Source organism: Imbroritus primus, assembly GCF_964332355.1.
GTDB classification, from domain to species: Bacteria; Pseudomonadota; Gammaproteobacteria; order Burkholderiales; family Burkholderiaceae; genus Imbroritus; species Imbroritus primus.
Map to the genome: position 1 here is coordinate 139,132 of NZ_OZ201294.1, position 16,768 is coordinate 155,899.

At 65.2% G+C, this 16,768-nt stretch carries 19 protein-coding genes; 9 read left to right on the forward strand and 10 right to left on the reverse strand.

Annotation, left to right across the window (positions count from 1 at the left end; translation table 11 throughout):
- The first annotated feature begins 35 nt into the window (after window positions 1-35).
- From fliM to ACQ3C8_RS15625, 9 genes are all read left to right on the forward strand, one after another.
- Window positions 36-1,043, forward strand: a complete 1,008-nt coding sequence (gene fliM, locus ACQ3C8_RS15585; RefSeq protein WP_009522181.1) for a flagellar motor switch protein FliM — start codon at window positions 36-38, stop codon at window positions 1,041-1,043.
- Window positions 1,033-1,506 carry a flagellar motor switch protein FliN gene (fliN, locus tag ACQ3C8_RS15590; protein WP_009522180.1) on the forward strand — a complete coding sequence of 158 codons (474 nt, stop codon included), beginning with the start codon at window positions 1,033-1,035 and terminating at the stop codon, window positions 1,504-1,506. Before fliM ends, fliN begins: the two co-directional genes overlap by 11 nt.
- Window positions 1,507-1,590: 84 nt before the next feature.
- Window positions 1,591-1,962 (forward strand): flagellar biosynthetic protein FliO, encoded by a 372-nt coding sequence (gene fliO / locus ACQ3C8_RS15595; protein ID WP_428853266.1) that lies wholly within the window; start codon window positions 1,591-1,593, stop codon window positions 1,960-1,962.
- The gene (gene fliP / locus ACQ3C8_RS15600) at window positions 1,959-2,711 is read left to right on the forward strand and encodes a flagellar type III secretion system pore protein FliP (protein ID WP_428853267.1); all 753 of its coding nucleotides are present in this window, start codon (window positions 1,959-1,961) and stop codon (window positions 2,709-2,711) included. Before fliO ends, fliP begins: the two co-directional genes overlap by 4 nt.
- Before the next feature lie 5 nt (window positions 2,712-2,716).
- Window positions 2,717-2,986, forward strand: coding sequence for a flagellar biosynthesis protein FliQ (fliQ, locus tag ACQ3C8_RS15605; RefSeq protein ID WP_009522177.1), 270 nt, complete (start codon window positions 2,717-2,719; stop codon window positions 2,984-2,986).
- Window positions 2,987-2,988: 2 nt separating this feature from the next.
- The gene (gene fliR, locus ACQ3C8_RS15610) at window positions 2,989-3,780 is read left to right on the forward strand and encodes a flagellar biosynthetic protein FliR (protein WP_428853268.1); all 792 of its coding nucleotides are present in this window, start codon (window positions 2,989-2,991) and stop codon (window positions 3,778-3,780) included.
- Window positions 3,781-3,999: 219 nt separating this feature from the next.
- Complete coding sequence (locus tag ACQ3C8_RS15615; protein ID WP_428853269.1) at window positions 4,000-4,983, forward strand: NAD(P)H-dependent flavin oxidoreductase; 984 nt, start codon at window positions 4,000-4,002, stop codon at window positions 4,981-4,983.
- Window positions 4,984-5,164: 181 nt separating this feature from the next.
- Window positions 5,165-5,407: a hypothetical protein gene (locus tag ACQ3C8_RS15620; RefSeq protein ID WP_428853270.1), complete on the forward strand. Its 243-nt coding sequence runs from the start codon at window positions 5,165-5,167 to the stop codon at window positions 5,405-5,407.
- A 476-nt stretch (window positions 5,408-5,883) separates the two neighbouring features.
- Window positions 5,884-6,747 (forward strand): hypothetical protein, encoded by an 864-nt coding sequence (locus ACQ3C8_RS15625; RefSeq protein WP_009522174.1) that lies wholly within the window; start codon window positions 5,884-5,886, stop codon window positions 6,745-6,747.
- Between the two features lie 61 nt (window positions 6,748-6,808).
- Here the strand turns inward: ACQ3C8_RS15625 and ACQ3C8_RS15630 are convergent, their stop codons facing one another.
- From ACQ3C8_RS15630 to ACQ3C8_RS15675, 10 genes are all read right to left on the reverse strand, one after another.
- The gene (locus ACQ3C8_RS15630; protein ID WP_428853271.1) at window positions 6,809-7,348 is read right to left on the reverse strand and encodes a PadR family transcriptional regulator; all 540 of its coding nucleotides are present in this window, start codon (window positions 7,346-7,348) and stop codon (window positions 6,809-6,811) included.
- 83 nt (window positions 7,349-7,431) lie between these two features.
- Window positions 7,432-8,397, reverse strand: coding sequence for a flagellar hook-associated protein FlgL (flgL, locus tag ACQ3C8_RS15635; RefSeq protein WP_009522172.1), 966 nt, complete (start codon window positions 8,395-8,397; stop codon window positions 7,432-7,434).
- Between the two features lie 163 nt (window positions 8,398-8,560).
- Window positions 8,561-10,219, reverse strand: coding sequence for a flagellar hook-associated protein FlgK (flgK, locus tag ACQ3C8_RS15640; RefSeq protein ID WP_428853272.1), 1,659 nt, complete (start codon window positions 10,217-10,219; stop codon window positions 8,561-8,563).
- Between the two features lie 142 nt (window positions 10,220-10,361).
- Window positions 10,362-11,426, reverse strand: a complete 1,065-nt coding sequence (gene flgJ / locus ACQ3C8_RS15645; RefSeq protein WP_428853273.1) for a flagellar assembly peptidoglycan hydrolase FlgJ — start codon at window positions 11,424-11,426, stop codon at window positions 10,362-10,364.
- A gap of 9 nt (window positions 11,427-11,435) precedes the next feature.
- Window positions 11,436-12,542, reverse strand: coding sequence for a flagellar basal body P-ring protein FlgI (locus ACQ3C8_RS15650; RefSeq protein ID WP_428853283.1), 1,107 nt, complete (start codon window positions 12,540-12,542; stop codon window positions 11,436-11,438).
- Window positions 12,543-12,570: 28 nt separating this feature from the next.
- On the reverse strand, window positions 12,571-13,260 hold the full coding sequence (locus ACQ3C8_RS15655; RefSeq protein WP_428853274.1) for a flagellar basal body L-ring protein FlgH: 690 nt from the start codon (window positions 13,258-13,260) through the stop codon (window positions 12,571-12,573).
- A 22-nt stretch (window positions 13,261-13,282) separates the two neighbouring features.
- Window positions 13,283-14,065, reverse strand: coding sequence for a flagellar basal-body rod protein FlgG (gene flgG, locus ACQ3C8_RS15660; protein ID WP_428853275.1), 783 nt, complete (start codon window positions 14,063-14,065; stop codon window positions 13,283-13,285).
- Between the two features lie 20 nt (window positions 14,066-14,085).
- Window positions 14,086-14,823: a flagellar basal body rod protein FlgF gene (locus tag ACQ3C8_RS15665; protein WP_009522166.1), complete on the reverse strand. Its 738-nt coding sequence runs from the start codon at window positions 14,821-14,823 to the stop codon at window positions 14,086-14,088.
- A gap of 34 nt (window positions 14,824-14,857) precedes the next feature.
- Window positions 14,858-16,081: a flagellar hook protein FlgE gene (gene flgE / locus ACQ3C8_RS15670; RefSeq protein WP_009522165.1), complete on the reverse strand. Its 1,224-nt coding sequence runs from the start codon at window positions 16,079-16,081 to the stop codon at window positions 14,858-14,860.
- 10 nt (window positions 16,082-16,091) lie between these two features.
- A complete protein-coding gene (locus ACQ3C8_RS15675) occupies window positions 16,092-16,745 on the reverse strand; it encodes a flagellar hook assembly protein FlgD (RefSeq protein ID WP_428853276.1) in 654 nt (217 codons plus the stop codon).
- Window positions 16,746-16,768: the final 23 nt, after the last annotated feature.

Sequence of the window (16,768 nt, forward strand, 5' to 3'; positions counted from 1 at the left end):
CGCGACCAGTACACGTTCAACCAACGTCAAACGGCATGATCAAGGAAGAGTTTCTCTCCCAGGATGAAATCGACGCGCTACTGCGCGGCGTCAGCGACGATGCGGAGGATGATGCTCCGGCCGAAGCTGCCGATGGCATCCGCCCGTACAACCTGGGCACGCAGGAACGCATCGTGCGCGGGCGCATGCCCACGCTGGAGATCATCAATGAGCGGTTCGCGCGCAATTGGCGCATTGCGCTGTTCAATTTCATGCGCCGCAACGCCGAGATCTCGGTGGGGCAGGTCAAGGTCCAGAAGTACAGCGAGTTCATCCGCAACCTGGTGGTGCCGACCAGTATCAATCTCGTCCAGGTCAAGCCGCTACGCGGCACGGCGCTGTTCGTGTTCGACCCGAACCTGATTTTTCTGATCGTCGACAACCTGTTCGGCGGTGACGGTCGTTTCCACACGCGCGTGGAAGGCCGCGACTTCACGCAGGTGGAGCAGCGCATCATCCAGCGCCTGCTGCATCTGGTATTCGAGCACTACGGCAGCGCGTGGCAGCCGGTGTATCCGATCGAGTTCGAATACCTGCGCGCCGAAATGCACACCGAATTCGCTAATGTGGCGACACCGAACGAGGTGGTCGTGACCACCTCGTTCCATGTGGAATTCGGCAACAACGGTGGCGACGTGCATATCTGCATGCCGTACACCATGCTCGAACCGATTCGCGACCTGCTGTCGAGTTCGATCCAGGGCGAGACACTGGAAGTGGACAAGCGCTGGGTACGCCTGCTATCGCAGCAGGTGCAATCCGCCGAGGTGCAGCTGATCGCCAATCTGGCCGAAACACGCATTACGCTCGCGGATATTCTCAATATGAAAGTGGGGGACGTGATTCCGCTCGACATCACCCCCACCGTCACCGGCAATGTGGATGGCGTGCCGGTCATGGAATGCAGCTATGGCACCTTCAACGGGCAGTATGCGCTGCGCGTCTGCAAGATGCTGAACCACGCCGCCCAGGACAACCCGCAGGACCAAGACGATGACCGATGATCCCGACATGCTGTTCGACGAGAACGAAACCGACATGGCAAAGGTCATGGCCCAGATGGAGCAGGCCGAAGCCGCCCGCGCCGCGACCGCCGCTGCTGCTGCGCCTGCGTCGCCCGCCGCCGCCCAGCCGGTGAAGCCGGAGGCCGAGCCGGCGCCGATCTTCAAGCCATTGGCGACCGACAAGGATGCCACCATCGGCCGCAATGATATCGACCTGATCCTCGACATTCCCGTCCAGCTCACGGTAGAGCTGGGGCGCACCAAGATCGCCATCAAGAACCTGTTGCAACTGGCGCAGGGCTCGGTGATCGAGCTCGACGGACTGGCCGGCGAACCGATGGATGTGCTGGTGAACGGATGCCTGATCGCGCAGGGCGAAGTGGTGGTGGTGAACGACCGTTTCGGCATTCGCCTGACTGATATCATCACGCCGTCCGAACGCATCCGGAAACTCAACCGCTAGGACGCGAGACGCAGACCGGAGCGACGAACAAGGCCCGCATACAGCGGTGGCCACACCTTCGCCGACTTCTCCGGGAGACTCCCCATGACCCACATTGCTGACTGGATCCGGCTGTTCGGCGGACTGTTCTTCGTTCTTGGCATGATCGTGTTCGCCGCCTGGGCACTGCGCCGCCTGCAGCAGCGTGGCGGACCGGCCGGCAACCAGCGCCAGGTGCTGCGCGTGGTGGGGCACCACGCGCTGGGCATGAAGGAAAAGCTGGTCGTGGTGGAAATCGAAGACACCTGGCTGGTGCTCGGCATGACGCCCGCCAGCATCACCACGCTGCACACGCTGCCGCGCCCCGCTGCTGCGGCAACCGAGCCCGGCGCGGCTGGCGATGCGACCCTGCCGCCATCGCTGCCGGCAGCCTTTGCCACGCAGCTGCGGCGCACGCTTTCACGAGACCGAGAATGATGTCCCTGTTTTCCCGCCGCGCGCTCCCCTGCGCGGCAGCCCTGCTGGCGCTGGGCAGTGCCACACCCGCGCTGGCCCAGACCGGCCTGCCGGTACTGACCGCCGGCGCCAACGGCCAGAGCTACACGCTCAGCATCCAGACACTGCTGTTCCTTACCTCGCTGTCGTTCCTGCCGGCCGTGCTGCTGATGATGAGCGGCTTCACGCGCATCATCATCGTGCTGTCGCTGCTGCGCCACGCGCTCGGCACGCAGACCACGCCGCCCAACCAGGTGCTGATCGGGCTCGCGCTGTTCCTCACCATGTTCGTCATGACGCCGGTGCTCGACCGCGTGCACAAGGAAGCCTATACGCCGCTCGCAGAGAACCGCATCAGCTTTGAGCAGGCGCTGGAAACCGCGGCAGTGCCGGTGCGCGAGTTCATGATGAAGCAGACGCGCGAACCTGACATCGCCCTGTTCGCCCGCCTCGCCAACCTGCCGCCCGTCGAGGGCCCGGAGGCGATTCCCATGCGTGTGCTGATCCCCGCCTTTGTCACCAGCGAGCTGAAGACGGCCTTCCAGATCGGCTTTGCCATCTTCATTCCCTTCCTGGTGATCGACATCGTGGTCGCCAGCGTGCTGATGTCGATGGGCATGATGATGGTCTCGCCGGCCATCTTCTCGCTACCGTTCAAGATCATGCTGTTCGTGATGATCGACGGCTGGCACCTGCTGCTCGGCTCCCTCTCGCAGAGTTTCACCCAGTAGCCGCCATGAACCAGGAAACCGTCCTCGACATGGCGCGCCACGCCATCGAGATCGCCATCATGGTCGGTGCGCCGATGCTGCTGGTGTCGCTGGTGGTCGGCCTGCTGGTGGCCGTGTTCCAGGCCGCCACCTCGCTCAACGAAGCCACGCTGTCGTTCATTCCCAAGCTGCTCGCCATCTTTGCCGCCATGGTGCTGGCCGGGCCGTGGATCCTCTCGGTGCTGGTCGACTACATGCGCGAGCTGCTGATCAATATTCCCACCTACGTGGGCTGAGCATGCTCACGCTGACCGCCGCGCAGTGGAACGGCTGGCTGGCCCTGTACCTGTGGCCGTTCGTACGTATCCTGGCCTTTGTCATGGTGGCGCCGCCGTTCAGCGACAGCCAGATCCCGGCACGCATCAAGGTCGGCCTGGCGGTGGTGCTCACGCTGGTCATCGCCCCGACGCTCGCTCCCCCGCCCGCCATCGAAGTCGGCTCGCCCGCCGGTATCTGGATCACCATGATCCAGGTGATGGTCGGCGTAGCGCTCGGCTTTTGCGTACGCGTGGTGTTCGCCGCCATTGGCGCCGCCGGAGAGCTGATCAGCATCCAGATGGGCCTGGGTTTCGCCACGCTCTTCGACAGCGCGCAAACCGAGAGCAATATGGTGATCGGCCGCTTCCTCACGCTCACCGCCCTTACCGCCTTCATCGCTGCGGACGGCCACCTGCTGCTGCTGGCCACGCTGCACGACGTGTTCACCACTTTCCCCGTCGCCCCCGGCCTGATTGAAGCCGGCGGCTGGCTCGAACTGGGGAAGGCCGGCCTGTTGATCTTCAGTTTCGGCCTGCGTCTGGCCCTGCCGGTGATCGGCATCCTGCTGGTCGTCAACCTCGCCCTCGCCGTGCTGAGCCGCGCCACCGCCCAGCTCAATCCATTCGCCATTGGCCTGAGCGCGACTCTCCTGGCCGGGCTGGTGCTGCTGGCGCTGGTCTTCGTGTCGCTTGCGCCGCTACTGACCGAAGCCGTGCAGCACAGCCTGGAAATCGGCGCTCGGGCCTTGCGCTCCGCCAGTCCGGCCGAATAGCCACGCCCCGCCCGGCCCCATCCTGCTTCACCCCCGGAGTACGCCGCCTGCCGGCTGCATGCCGCTCCAGCCCGGTCCAGCGCGAATTGGAGCCCGCCACCCTTGCACAGCGACGATTCGCCTGTTATTTTATGCAACCAGTTGCATAGTATCGGTCTACCCGCTGCTCTCCGGCCAGACCGCGATACGCTACTCTTTTGCTTTCAGGAGCCGCCACCCATGTCCCTGCCGCCGCTGCTTGCCAACCGGCTCTCCGTGCCCGTCGTCGGATCGCCGCTGTTCATCATCTCGAATCCCGACCTGGTCCTGGCGCAGTGCAAGGCCGGCATCGTCGGCTCCTTTCCCGCGCTCAATGCGCGCCCCTCCGGCGTGCTCGAGCAATGGCTGGAACGCATCACCACCGAACTGGCCGAATACAACGCCCAGCATCCGGACAAGCCCGCCGCGCCGTTCGCCGTTAACCAGATCGTGCACAAGTCGAACGCCCGGCTCGAGGAAGACATGGCGCTGTGCGCCAAGTACAAGGTACCGATCATCATCACCTCGCTCGGCGCGCGCGAGGAGGTCAACCATGCCGTGCACGACTGGGGCGGCATCGTGCTCCACGACGTGATCAACAATACCTTCGCCCGCAAGGCCATCCAGAAAGGCGCGGACGGGCTGATCGCCGTGGCGGCCGGCGCGGGCGGGCATGCCGGCGTACTCTCGCCGTTTGCGCTGGTGCATGACATCCGCGAATGGTTCGACGGCCCGCTGCTGCTTTCCGGCGCCATCGGCACCGGCGATGCCGTCCTCGCCGCCCAGGCGGCGGGTGCGGACCTCGCCTATGTCGGCTCGGCCTTCATCGCCACGGAAGAAGCCAACGCGACCGAGGCCTACAAGCAGATGATCGTCGACAGCGGCGCCAGCGACATCGTCTACACCAACCTGTTCACCGGCGTGCATGGCAACTACCTGCGCCAGAGCATCGTCAACAGCGGTCTCGATCCGGAGAACCTGCCGGTCTCGGATCCGACCGCCATGAACTTCGGCGCCGATCGCCAGCGGCCCAAGGCCTGGAAGGAAATCTGGGGCGCCGGCCAGGGCGTCGGTGCGGTCAAGCGCGTGGTGCCCGCGGCCGAACTGGTGGCACGCCTGCGCACCGAGTACCAGCAGGCGCGGGCGCGGCTGAGGCTCGACACGGCAACCGCCGGCGCGCACTAAGCCGCAAGGGCCGCACGGCCCGGCATACGACCGCCTGGCGGACGACAACGGCTTGATGAATATCCCCAGCCACCCCCGTTTCCCCGGGGGCTAAGGTGCAAGAGATTGCAAACCCGTGCCGGGCCTCCGCAGCAACTGCGCTAGCATGGCTGGTCTCATCGCTCCCAATGCCGCACGTATCATGACCATCCAGAACACGCGTGCCCTGCCGGGCACACCCTCATCCCTGCCCCTCTCTTCATCCGCCAGCGTACCCGGCCCGGCAACACGATTGCAGAACCATATCCTGGCCTCGACCCGCGCGGCGCTGCGTCTTCCGGGCATGCCGCAGACCCGGATCGCGGGAGAGGCGCTGACGGGCGGACGGTCCACGATGGCATCGACGCCCACTTCGCCGAATGCGCGAACTCGCAGCAAACTCTGATCCTGCCTGCCGCGCGCACATGAAGTGACGTCCAGCGCGCTTGACTCGGCCCGCATGGATGGTACGATTGCTGCTGGCCGCCTTTCCGGGCGGCCGTTGTCTTTTTGCGTGAGTGATCCGTGGCACAACGCCAGTCCCGTTCTGTCCTGCTTTCCCTTCCCGTCTGGGTGCGCTCCGGTTGGCGCACGCTGGAGGGCGGACCGCGCTCGACCATGATCAGCTCGCAGGAAATCGCCGCGCGCTCCGCCTACGCGCGGGCCAAACCAGGCTGATCGGCCGCCTGCCGCGCATTCCGCCCGGCAGCTCTCTCCCCGTTTGATCCCGATCCTGTCCCACGCCGGGACGATCCGCGCACGCGCATGCGCCGCACTTTCTGCGGCGTCATCGCACGCCCTCGCCTCGCCCGGTGCGCAGGCGAACGCGGTCGGCCGGCAGGGACGCCCTGCTTTCGCTCCGCCGCCTCCGGAACGTGTGCCATGCAACTGACCAAGAATTTCGTCAAAGCCAAGAACCCCTGCGCCAGCGGCTACCGCTGGTTTCTGCGCGACCAGAACGGACAAGGCGACTACCAGGCCATCCTCGACGCGCTCGTACGCGACGGTCGCATCGATGACGCCTGCTGGCTGCTCGACCAGTTCGGCGCAACCGATGCCGTGCTGACCCTCGACACGGTCGACGCCGAAGCCATCGTCTTCGCCGGCACGCTCGTCGTCCGCCAGGGGATCACCGTCGACAGTGTCGTGCGCGCCGGCGGCAGCATCCGCACGCAAGGCGGCATTCGCGCAGGAACCTTGGTGATGGCGGGGGAAAACATTCATGCGGGCGGACAGATCGCCAGCGACGGCGCGATCCAGTGCAAAGGCGACTTGCAAGCTGGTTGGGGTATCGAAACCCAGACCACGCTCGACTGCGGCGGACATGCCCGCGCCGGCTGGGACCTCGCCGCCGCCCAGAGCATCCGCGTCGAAGGCAATATCCTGACTGGCGGCGCACTGCGCAGCGGCACCACGCTGCATTGCGCACATGGCATCCGCAGCGGCAGCGACATCATCACCGGACACGACGCCTACGCAGCGTGCGGCATGCAAGCCAATGGCGACATCGACTGCGGCAACCACCTCGCCTCCGGCTGGGGCATCCGCGCCGGCGGCAATATCCGCGCGGGCGGCGCCATCCGCACCGGCGAAGGCATCGAAGCCGGCGGACTGATCATCTCCGGCGACGGACACGGCATCTACGCCGGACTCGACGTCCGCTTTGATGCCTGGGAAGTCTCGGCACGGGTCATTGCGGCGCAACGGCCGGTGGGGTTGGTGAGTGGGTGGTGGGAAACGAACTGAGCCAGTACGCTAGCGCATCTGCCGCGCCCGGCCCGGCCTCGCCGAGTAAGTAGGGACGCGGCTACGCGTGGAGCAACGGCCCCACCTCCTCTGCCCACGCCAGCCACGCCCGCTCCGACACGATCCCGCCCTTGAGAATCGCATATTGCACCCGCTGCGCAGGCGTCAGTGCATCGGCGGGTGTGAAATCGCGCTGTTCGATATCGAGATAGGTCTGCAGGCGCTCGCGGTGCAGCCCGATGAGGCGGGCGAGTTCGGCATCGAGCCCGAGTGGGCCGATGGCAGCCTCGGCGCGCAGCTTGATGAGAAAGACGTTACGGCCATCGACGTCGGTGACGGTTTCCCGCACCCAGCGGGCCACTTCGGCGCGGCCGGCCGGCAAGACCTGGTACACCTTCTTGCGCGATGCCGCTGCCTCACCGGCGGTTTCGCCGACCACGGCGACCCAGCCCTGTTGCAGCATGCGGCCGAGTTCACGATAGATCTGCTGGTGCGTGGCACGCCAGAAGTACCCCATGGAGCGGTCGAAGCGGCGTGCGAGATCGTAGCCCGACGAAGGCTGCTCCAGCAGGGAGATCAGGATGGCATGGGGTGTGGACATGCCGCCATTCTAGCCACAGATCGGCCGCGCACGGCAGTTTCCGGGGCCGCGGGTAGACGCTCGGCCTGCAGCGCCCCCGCAGGTTACAGATAGTTGAACAGCGACAGCCCGCGCATCGCCACAAAGGTCTGCTGCGAGGCTTCCAGCGCGGTCTTGAGCTGCGTGAACTGGCTCAATGCGCTGGCGGCGTCGACCGATTCGAGTTCCAGCAGCATCGCCTTGAGCTGGTCGCCATGCGCTTCGCCGCTGCTGTCGAGCGTATCGAGCTGGGCCTGGCGCGTGCCCACCAGCACATGCATGTTCAGCGCTGTCTGGTAGTTATTGTCAAAGTTGGTGATCAGGCCATCGAGCTGGCCTTGCAGCGCGGCGCGGCTGGCGGCATCGGTGATCGGCGGCGTCAGTGCCGAGATGATGGCCTCGTAGGTGCGAAATACGCTCTGCTGCGTGGCAGACGGCGTTTCGGGCCCGAAGGCGTCTTCGCCCGTGACGCCGGTGGCCATCATCTGGCCATTGCCCACGTCAACCTTGGGCACCGTGCCATTGCCGAGATAGTTCACCACATTGGCCGGGGCGGTCGAGGGAGGCACGGGCGGGGGTACCACCGGCTGCAGCGCGTACGGCGCGGTGGCGCGCTGGCCGCCGAACAGCGCCACGCCCTGGCCATCGACGCGGTTGGCGATAGTCAGCAGTTCTTCATACTGGCTCTGCACTTCGCTCAGGTACGCCTGACGCTCTTCATCCGACAGCGAGGCCTTGCGCGCCCCGAGCGCGACTTCCTTGCCGCGCTGGATCACGTTGGTGAGATTGCTGAGCGCCAGTTCGGTAAACCGCAGGCGGTCCGAGGCGGCGACGCGGTTCGCGGCGAAGGCATCGTTCTGCACGTCGGCCTCGCGGCCGCGCAGCAGCCGGCCCATGGCGATGGGATCCTCGGCCGCGGTCTGCAAGCGCTTGCCGCTGGTGATCTGCTGCTGCAGCCGCACCAGCTCGGCATGCTGGCGGCCCATGGCGGCGATGGTGGAATCGTAGAACTGGCTGGTGGCGACGCGCATGCTGAACTCTCCGGAAGCGGCGCGCCGATGCGCCGCGTTATGCTTTCCTGCTCTCTTCCGTCATTAACGGCGCAGGCCGACGCAACTTGAGGTCCACGACAGCGAGGGCGGCCAATACCGCCGACCCATGCACGATGAAGCCGGCAAGGCCGCCAGCTCAGCCTCAGTTGGCGATCGACAGCAAGGTATCGAACACCGTCGCCGCGGTCTGCATCACCTTGGCAGAGGCCTGGTAGGCCTGCTGGTAGCGCAGCAGGTTGGCGGCCTCTTCATCGAGATTGACGCCCGATACAGCCTGCTGCGCGGCCACGCTATCCTTCAGGACCTGACCCTGCGCCTCCGCCATGAGGCCGACGCCGCGCGCCTGCGTGCCGACATCGGTGACCAGGTCGACATAAGCATTGCCGAACGAGGTCGAACCACCGTTCAGCAGCGTTGCGTTGCGCAGCGCGGCAAGCAGGTTGGCGTTGCCGTTGTCGAGCGGCCCGCTGCCGGCGGCGGTGGGATCGGTTGCCGCCGCCGCGAACTTGCGCGGATCGTTGAGCAGCATCTCGAAGCTGCGCGCCGCGTTGCTAGCCGGACGCAGCATGAAACTGTCGCCGTCGTCGGGCGTACCGCCAAAGGTGAATTCCAGCCCATCCACGGCGAGCGTCGCCGGCGGCGTGGCCGAGCCAACCGTCACCTTGTCCGGCAGGCGCTGGGCAACCCATGCGCCGCCCTGGAAGGTGAGCTGGTAATCATGGCCGCTCAGCTGGTTCACGTCGAGCAGCGTGGCGCTCATCGAGCCGCTGCCGGTATTGCGTGCGCTGGCCACTGGCGCCGGCATGCCGGCGAAGGAGAACAGCGCCGTACCCGCCGCACCGTCGAGATCGAAACCGGCAGCATGCTGCGCATTCATCGCACTGCCCAGCGCCGCCACGATGCGGCCAAGCTGTGCGCGCGCGGGCTCGAGGGTATCCTGGCGGAAGGCCAGCAAACCGGCGAGCTTGCCGCCACCGAGCTGTTCGACACTCAGCGGGACGGTGCCATTGCCGGTGTCGAACGACACCGAATACTGCGAGGGATCGAACTCGGACGACTCCGCCTTGAGTTCGAACGACTTCTGCCCCAGCACAAGCGGCTGGCCATTGCCGATATAGAGATCGAACTGGCCTTCGCTGCCTTCGACCACGCGCGTGCGCACCACGGTGTTCAGTTCGCGTACCAGGGCATCGCGCTGGTCACGCAGGTCGTTGGCGGGCTGGCCATTGCTGGTGGCTTCGGCCAGACGAATCTGTTTGTTCAGCGCGGCGATCTGCTTGGTGGCGACATTCACCGCCGAGACTTGCGCGGGAATCTCCTGGTTCACTTCCGTCGCCTGTGTCTCCAGACGCTGGTCGAGCGAGCGGATACGGTTTGCCAGCACTTCGCCGGCCGCGATAAAGGCCTGGCGCGGGGCAGTCTGGGATGGATTCGCGGCCACCCCGTCGAGCGAGGCGAAGAAGTCCTGCAGCGCAACCGTCAGCCCGGTGCTGCTGTTGGACAGGATGCCATCGAGCGACGTCAGCAGTTGCGACTGGCGTTCGAGGCCGCTGGCCTGCGACTGGCTGGCCGTGACCTGGGCAGTGAGATAGCTGTCAAAGATACGCCGCACGGTAGTGACGTGCGCGCCCTGCCCGAGGTAGCCGGCACCCACGTAGAGCGGCAGGTTGGAGGTCTGCAGGGCCTGCTGCCGCGTATACCCCGGCGTGCTGGCGTTGGCGATATTGTGGCCAGTCACCTGCAGGGCCATCTCGGCCACGCGCAGGCCACTTGCGCCAATGTTCAGAAGACTGTTGTTCATCGTTCTCGGCGGCTGCGGGCCGCGGCGGAGGTTGCGGGCTGGCGGGCGGAACGCGGTTGCGCTGGCCTGCCGACCCGGACAGGGCCATTGCAAGTGATAACGGCCATGCGGCGCATAACTTGAGACAAGACGCGGCCGGCCATCAGATCATGCGGCGTACGATCTGCATGATCTTGTTCGCGTAGTTAGGGTCAGTGGCATAACCCGCGCTCTGCAGACCCTGCGCGAATGACTTCACATCAGTGGCGTTGTTTACCACGTTGGCATAGCGCGGGTTCTCGGTGAGCAGGCGCGCGTAGTCGGTGAAGGCCTCGGCATACGAGCCATAGACGCGGAATTTTTCCTTGACCTTGCGCGCTACGCCATCGATGTATTCGGTCGTCGTTACCTCGGTCACCGGCCCTTTCCAGCCGCCCGTGGCCTTGATGCCGAACAGGTTATGGCTGGTGCCGCCCCCTTTGGTACGGATCTCGCTGCGGCCCCAACCGCTTTCAAGTGCCGCCTGGCCGAGGATGAACTTGGCCGGAATGCCGGTCATGCGGCTCGCTTCGGCGGCATGGTCGGCCAGTTTGTCGAAGAACTGCGCGATGCGGCCTGGGCGTCTCCCCTGTGCACCGTCTGTGCCCTGTGTCGATGATGCGTCGGTCGCTACCGTTTCGATGCGCGGCACCGACTTGCCTTCCGCTTGCTGGCGCAGGGCATCCAGCGCCGTGCGTACGCGTGCTTCCAGGCCCGGACGGGGTGTGGTGGTTGCACCATGCGCATCGACATAGCGGATGGCGCTGGCCAGCGCCGCCGTTTCGGCGGGCGAAGAAGCCGATGTCGCCGCCAATCCCGGCAAGGACATGGCCTGCGGCTGCAGTGTCATCGGCCCAGCCGTTGCTGGCGTTTCTCCTGGCCCCGCCTGCGACCCGCGCTGCAGATGGCGCAGCAGCATGTCAGCCACGCCGACGCCGCGCGTCGCAAGGCTCTGCGAGACCTGCTGGTCGAACATCGAGGTATACATGCGACTTTGCGAGGAATCGAGCATGCCGTCCTGCGGCATGGATTCGCGCATCTGCTTGAGCATCTGGTTGATGAACAGCGCGTCGAACTGCTTGGCCACCGCCTTGGCCGCGACTTCAGGCCGTTCGCGCGCGCTGCGCTTGAGGCCCTCCAGGCTCTGCGAATCCATGGCCAGGCGGGTGGACAGGTCCTGTCTGATCATGCCGCGTCCTCAGATGATTTCCAGTTCGGCGCGCAAGGCGTTGGCCGCCTTCATCGCCTGCAGGATGGCAATCAGGTCCTGCGGGTTTGCGCCGAGTGCGTTGATGGCCTTGACCACGTCGGAGAGATTGGCCGCCGGCTTGATCTCCATCAGGCTGCCGCCCCCTTGCTTCAACTCGATCTGCGAGCGCTGGGCCACTACGGTCTGGCCTTGCGAGAAGGGCGCGGGCTGGCTGACCACCGGTTCGCTGCTGATCACCACCGACAGGTTGCCGTGCGCCACCGCGCAGGCGGCCACCTGCACCACCTGATTCATCACCACCGAGCCGGTGCGCGCATTGATCACCACCTTGGCAGCAGCGGCCACGGGCTGGACCTCGATGCTTTCGAGCTGGGCAATGAAACTGACGCGTTCGTTCGGCGTGGCCGGCGCGCGCACCATGATCATGCGGGCGTCGGCCGCTGCGGCCATGCCGCTACCGAAACGCCGGTTGATGGCGGCGACGATGCGGTCCACCGTGCCGAAATCGGCCGTACCGGCATCGAGCTGTACATAACCATCCTGGCCCACCGCCGCCTGCACCGCGCGCTCCACGGTCGCGCCGTTGGCGATGCGTCCCACGCTCAGGTGATTGACCTGGACCTTGCTGCCGCCGGCCGAGGCGCCCGCACCGCTGACCACCACATTGCCCTGCGCGATGCTATAGATCTGTCCGTCCGCACCCTTGAGCGGCGTCATCAGCAACGTACCACCACGCAGGCTGCGCGCGTTGCCGATCGACGAGACGGTCACGTCGATGGTCTGCCCCGGCCGCACGAACGGCGGCAACGAAGCAGTCACCACCACGGCCGCCGTGTTCTTGAGCTGGATGCTGGCGTTGGGCGGCAGGTTAACGCCAAACTCCTTGAGCATGTTGGCAAAACTCTGGCTGGTGAACGGCGCCTGCGTGGTCTGGTCGCCGCTGCCGTCTAGGCCTACCACCAGGCCGTAGCCGATCAGCGCGTTCTCGCGCACACCCTGCACCGTCACCAGATCCTTGAGCCGCTCGGCCTGCGCCATGCCGGGCAGGCACAGTGCCAATGCCGCCAGCACAGGAATCAACACGCGGTTCGTCATGCCTGTCATCACTAGCTGCATCCTCATCTCAGAACGGCATCACCGACAGGAAGAAACGCGACAGCCAACCCATCTGCTGCGCTTCCGCCACGTAGCCGGTACCGCGATATTCCATGCGTGCATCGGCCACCTGCGTGGACAGCACGGTATTCGCCGCCGTGACATTGGCCGGATTGACGATGCCGGAAAAGCGCACGAACTCGTTACCCTGGCCGATGGCGATCTGCTTCTCGCCGCTCACCACCAGGTTGCCGTTGGGCTGCACGCCGATCACCTGCACCGCGATCGTGCCGGTAAAGTCGTTGGCCGAGCCATTCGCCGCGGAACTGTCGAACTTGTTCGAGGTATTGGCCGACACCCCGAGGTCGTTCACCACATTGGTATTGATGCCGAACAGTTGCGGCACGCTCACGCCCAGGGAACCGGTGCGGCCGACATTGCCAGTATTCTTTTTGTTGGCCGTGGTCTTCTCGGAAATCATGATCGTCAGCGTATCGCCGACCTGCCGCGCGCGGCGATCTTCGAACATGCCGCGAAAGCCCGCGGCCACCGGCGTGGCGCTGGCCTGGTAGATGGCGCCGGTGTTGGCGGCCTGCAGCGGCGCAGGCTGCGGCGGGAGGCCCATCGGCTGGTACACGATGGGCTGGGGCGTCTGGTACATGCAACCGGACAGCGCCACGGCGATGGCCGGCAGCAACAGGAAGGATCGCGTCGTCATGGTCATCCTGAACATCACGCGCTCACAGGCGCGCCAGATTCTGCAGCATCTGGTCGGAGCGCTCAACCACCTTGCTGTTCATTTCATAAGCGCGCTGCGTCTGGATCATGTTCACCAGCTCCTCGACCACGTTGACGTTGGAGGTCTCCACGTACGCCTGGGTGACGGAGCCCGCGCCATTGGTGCCAGGGGCGTTGACGTTGGCCACGCCAGAGGCGTCGGTCTCGGCGAACAGGTTTTCGCCCAGCGCACGCAGGCCTGCCGGATTGACGAAGGTCGCGAGCTGGATATTGCCGATCTGCGTGGCGTTGGGCGTGCCAGCCGTGGTCACCGACACCACGCCATCCTTACCAACGGTGATGCCAGTCGCGGTCGCCGGGACGACGATGTTCGGCTGCATGGGGTAGCCGCTCGACGAGACGAGCTGGCCTTGCGCATCGATCTGGAAATTGCCGTCGCGCGTGTAGCCGAGCGTGCCATCCGGCAGTTGTACCTGGAAGAACCCCGCGCCATTGATGGCCATGTCGGTGGCGTTGCCAGTCTGCTGCAGGTTGCCCTGCGTAAACATGCGCTCCGTCGCCACCACACGTACCCCGGTACCGACCTGCAGGCCCGACGGCAGCACGGTCTGCTGCGACGACTGCGCGCCCGGCTCGCGTACCGTCTGGTAGAGCAGGTCCTCGAACACGGCGCGGCTACGCTTGTAGCCATTGGTGCCAACGTTGGCGATGTTGTTGGAAATCACGTCGAGCTGCGACTGCTGTGCTTCCAGCCCGCTCTTGGCAATCCACAGGGAACGTAACATGAAACCTCCTCAAATCCGCGTCAGCTGTGGCGCAGCAATTCGTTGGCGCGCTGCGCGCTCGAATCGTTGTCGCGCAGCATCTTCATCTGCATTTCGAACTGGCGCGAGACGTCAATCATCTGTACCAGGGCCTCGGTAGGATTAACGTTGCTGCCTTCCAGCGCACCACCCGCAATGCGTACGGTCTCGTCCGCATCGGCCGGCTCGCCGTTACGCTGGCGAAACAGGCCATCGGGCCGGCGTTCGAGCTCCACCGGCTCGATGTTCACCAGCTTGAGCTGTCCCAGCACCACCGGCCGCACCGCGCTGTCGTTGCTGACCGCCGTGATCGTGCCGTCGGCAGCAAACTGCACCTGCGTCTCCGGCGGAATCACGATGGGGCCGCCCACGCCCACCAACGCCAAGCCGCTGCGCGTTTCCAGTGTGCCATCGGCCGCCAGCTGCATGCCGCCATCGCGCGTATAGGCCTCTTCGCCGGTCGGCGTCTGTACCGCCAGCCAGCCGGGGCCGGATACCGCCACATCAAGGCTGCGTCCGGTCGTCTGGATCTGTCCCGCGCGCAGATCGGTGCCGATGGTCGCGGCCATGGCGAATTGCCGGGTCTCGCTGCCCTCGCCCAACAGCCGCACGGTCTGCGCCGCATCGACCTGACCCTTGAAGCCGTTGGTGCCGGCATTGGCCAGGTTGTTGGCGGTCGACGCCTGCTGGTCGAACAGGTGTCGCGCCCGATTCATTACGAGATAGATGCTCTTGTCCACAGGACAGCTCCAGCGTCAGATGGTCAGCAGCGCATCAGCGCAGGTTCACCATGGTCTGCAGGATGGTGTCCTGCGTCTTGATGGTCTGGGCATTGGCCTGGTACACCCGCTGCGCGGTGATCATGTTCACCAGCTCGGCCGTCAGGTCGACGTTCGATTCTTCCACCGCCGAGGCCTGCAGCAGGCCGAGCATGCCGGAACCCGGCGCGCCAACGCTGGCAGCCCCCGAACCGGCCGTCTCGTTCCACAGGTTGTCGCCGATCGATTCGAGATCCTGCACGCTGCGGAAGTTGGCGAGCGCCACCTGGCCCAGCGCGGCGGTACGGCCGTTGGAATAACGGCCAAGGATCACGCCATCCTTGTCAACGCTGAAGCTGGCAAGGCGGCCGATGCCGTAGCCATTTTGGCGCGTCTCGGTTTCGCCGAAGGAGCCGCCGTACTGCGTGGTGCCGACGGAATCGAAAGTAAAGGTCTGGCCATTGACTGGCACGTTAACCATCGCCGGCGGCGGTGTCAGCGCACCGCTGGTGTTGAAGTCAAGGTCCTGTGTCACGCCCGGGACCTGGACGTTGTCGATGGCGAAGTGCACCGTCCAGGCCGAGGCGGTCGGATCAGCCACCTGGTCGTTACGCACGTAGTACGCGGTCAGCAGGTGCTCGGAACCGAGCGAGTCGTACACTGGGATCGATGTCGAATGGTTGAACGAGTTGGTGTTGTTTGGTGCGAACGTGGTCACCACCGGCGGCGTTGCCTCGGCATTCAGGTTCAGGCGCATCACCACGGCATCGGTCCGCTGCGGCGCCTGGTCGCCAACCGGCACGGTCAGGGGCTGGAGGGGCGCATTGGTATCGGGCAGGCCGGTGATTGCGTTGACCGGATAACCCGTCAGCCGCATGCCGCTCATGGTGATGATATTGCCGGCCTTGTCGGTCTGGAACTGGCCATTACGGGTATACGAAACCGACTGCGAAGTCGGATCGACCACGCGGAAGAAGCCATTGCCATTGACGGCGATGTCGAGCGGATTGTTGGTCAGCGAGATGCTGCCCTGCGAAAACTCCTGCGCCACCGCGCCGACCTTCACGCCGAGACCGACCTGCGAGTCGGAAGCGCCGACCAGCGAGCGCGCATACACGTCGGCGAACTGCGCCTTGGACTGCTTGAAGCCCACCGTGTTGGCGTTCGCCACGTTGTTACCGATCACGTCGAGATTCTTGGCCGCTGCGTTCAGGCCGCTCAACCCTTGCTGAAAACCCATTGCGCTCCCCTTACAGAATCGAAATCACATCGCCCAGGCGAACCCCGCCCAGCTGCGACAATTGCAGTTGCGCCTGGCCGGACGTGACGGTCACGCCCGACACCTGGTCACGCCCCAGCGGCACTGCTTCCACCGCGACGCCGCCAGCCTTGGCGGCAACCTCGATGCGGTACTTGCCATCGGCCAGCGTCTGGCCGTCGTTGGTCTTGCCATCCCACACGGCCGTGGCGCGGCCCGGCTCCTGCTTGCCCATCTCGAAGCTGCGCACTGGCAGGCCGGCTTCGTTGAGCACCGTGACGGTCACGCTGTCCGCGCCGAGCGGCAGCGCCAGCGTAATCTCGGCCTTGCCGTCCTGCTTGATGATGCGGTCCGACACCACCTCGACCGACTTGCCGATCAGCGCCGCTGCCTGGATGTTCTGCGTGGCGACGATCTGCGACGCCACGCCCTGCATCGTCTCGTTAAGCTGCGTGATGCCGTTGACCGTATTGATCTGCGCGATCTGCGAGGTCATCTGCGCGTTATCCATCGGATTCATCGGATCCTGGTTCTGCAACTGCGCCACGAGCAGTTTCAGAAAGCGGTCCTGCGCCTCGGTCGACGATTTCTTGGCCGCGCTGTTGAGCACGTCCACGCCGCTGTTGTTGTTCACACTGGTGACCATGGGTCGGTTCCTTGATTGCTCGA

What these genes read in the sequence shown, in the direction of transcription:
- ACQ3C8_RS15630 (WP_428853271.1), bottom strand. Translation starts at nt 7,348, where the DNA reads ATGTCCACACCCCATGCCATCCTGATCTCCCTGCTGGAGCAGCCTTCG.
- fliN (WP_009522180.1), top strand. Translation starts at nt 1,033, where the DNA reads ATGACCGATGATCCCGACATGCTGTTCGACGAGAACGAAACCGACATG.
- fliR (WP_428853268.1), top strand. Translation starts at nt 2,989, where the DNA reads ATGCTCACGCTGACCGCCGCGCAGTGGAACGGCTGGCTGGCCCTGTAC.
- ACQ3C8_RS15650 (WP_428853283.1), bottom strand. Translation starts at nt 12,542, where the DNA reads ATGACGAACCGCGTGTTGATTCCTGTGCTGGCGGCATTGGCACTGTGC.
- fliQ (WP_009522177.1), top strand. Translation starts at nt 2,717, where the DNA reads ATGAACCAGGAAACCGTCCTCGACATGGCGCGCCACGCCATCGAGATC.
- ACQ3C8_RS15655 (WP_428853274.1), bottom strand. Translation starts at nt 13,260, where the DNA reads ATGACGACGCGATCCTTCCTGTTGCTGCCGGCCATCGCCGTGGCGCTG.
- ACQ3C8_RS15620 (WP_428853270.1), top strand. Translation starts at nt 5,165, where the DNA reads ATGACCATCCAGAACACGCGTGCCCTGCCGGGCACACCCTCATCCCTG.
- flgJ (WP_428853273.1), bottom strand. Translation starts at nt 11,426, where the DNA reads ATGATCAGACAGGACCTGTCCACCCGCCTGGCCATGGATTCGCAGAGC.
- flgK (WP_428853272.1), bottom strand. Translation starts at nt 10,219, where the DNA reads ATGAACAACAGTCTTCTGAACATTGGCGCAAGTGGCCTGCGCGTGGCC.
- fliM (WP_009522181.1), top strand. Translation starts at nt 36, where the DNA reads ATGATCAAGGAAGAGTTTCTCTCCCAGGATGAAATCGACGCGCTACTG.
- fliP (WP_428853267.1), top strand. Translation starts at nt 1,959, where the DNA reads ATGATGTCCCTGTTTTCCCGCCGCGCGCTCCCCTGCGCGGCAGCCCTG.
- fliO (WP_428853266.1), top strand. Translation starts at nt 1,591, where the DNA reads ATGACCCACATTGCTGACTGGATCCGGCTGTTCGGCGGACTGTTCTTC.
- flgE (WP_009522165.1), bottom strand. Translation starts at nt 16,081, where the DNA reads ATGGGTTTTCAGCAAGGGTTGAGCGGCCTGAACGCAGCGGCCAAGAAT.
- ACQ3C8_RS15625 (WP_009522174.1), top strand. Translation starts at nt 5,884, where the DNA reads ATGCAACTGACCAAGAATTTCGTCAAAGCCAAGAACCCCTGCGCCAGC.
- flgL (WP_009522172.1), bottom strand. Translation starts at nt 8,397, where the DNA reads ATGCGCGTCGCCACCAGCCAGTTCTACGATTCCACCATCGCCGCCATG.
- flgG (WP_428853275.1), bottom strand. Translation starts at nt 14,065, where the DNA reads ATGTTACGTTCCCTGTGGATTGCCAAGAGCGGGCTGGAAGCACAGCAG.
- ACQ3C8_RS15675 (WP_428853276.1), bottom strand. Translation starts at nt 16,745, where the DNA reads ATGGTCACCAGTGTGAACAACAACAGCGGCGTGGACGTGCTCAACAGC.
- ACQ3C8_RS15615 (WP_428853269.1), top strand. Translation starts at nt 4,000, where the DNA reads ATGTCCCTGCCGCCGCTGCTTGCCAACCGGCTCTCCGTGCCCGTCGTC.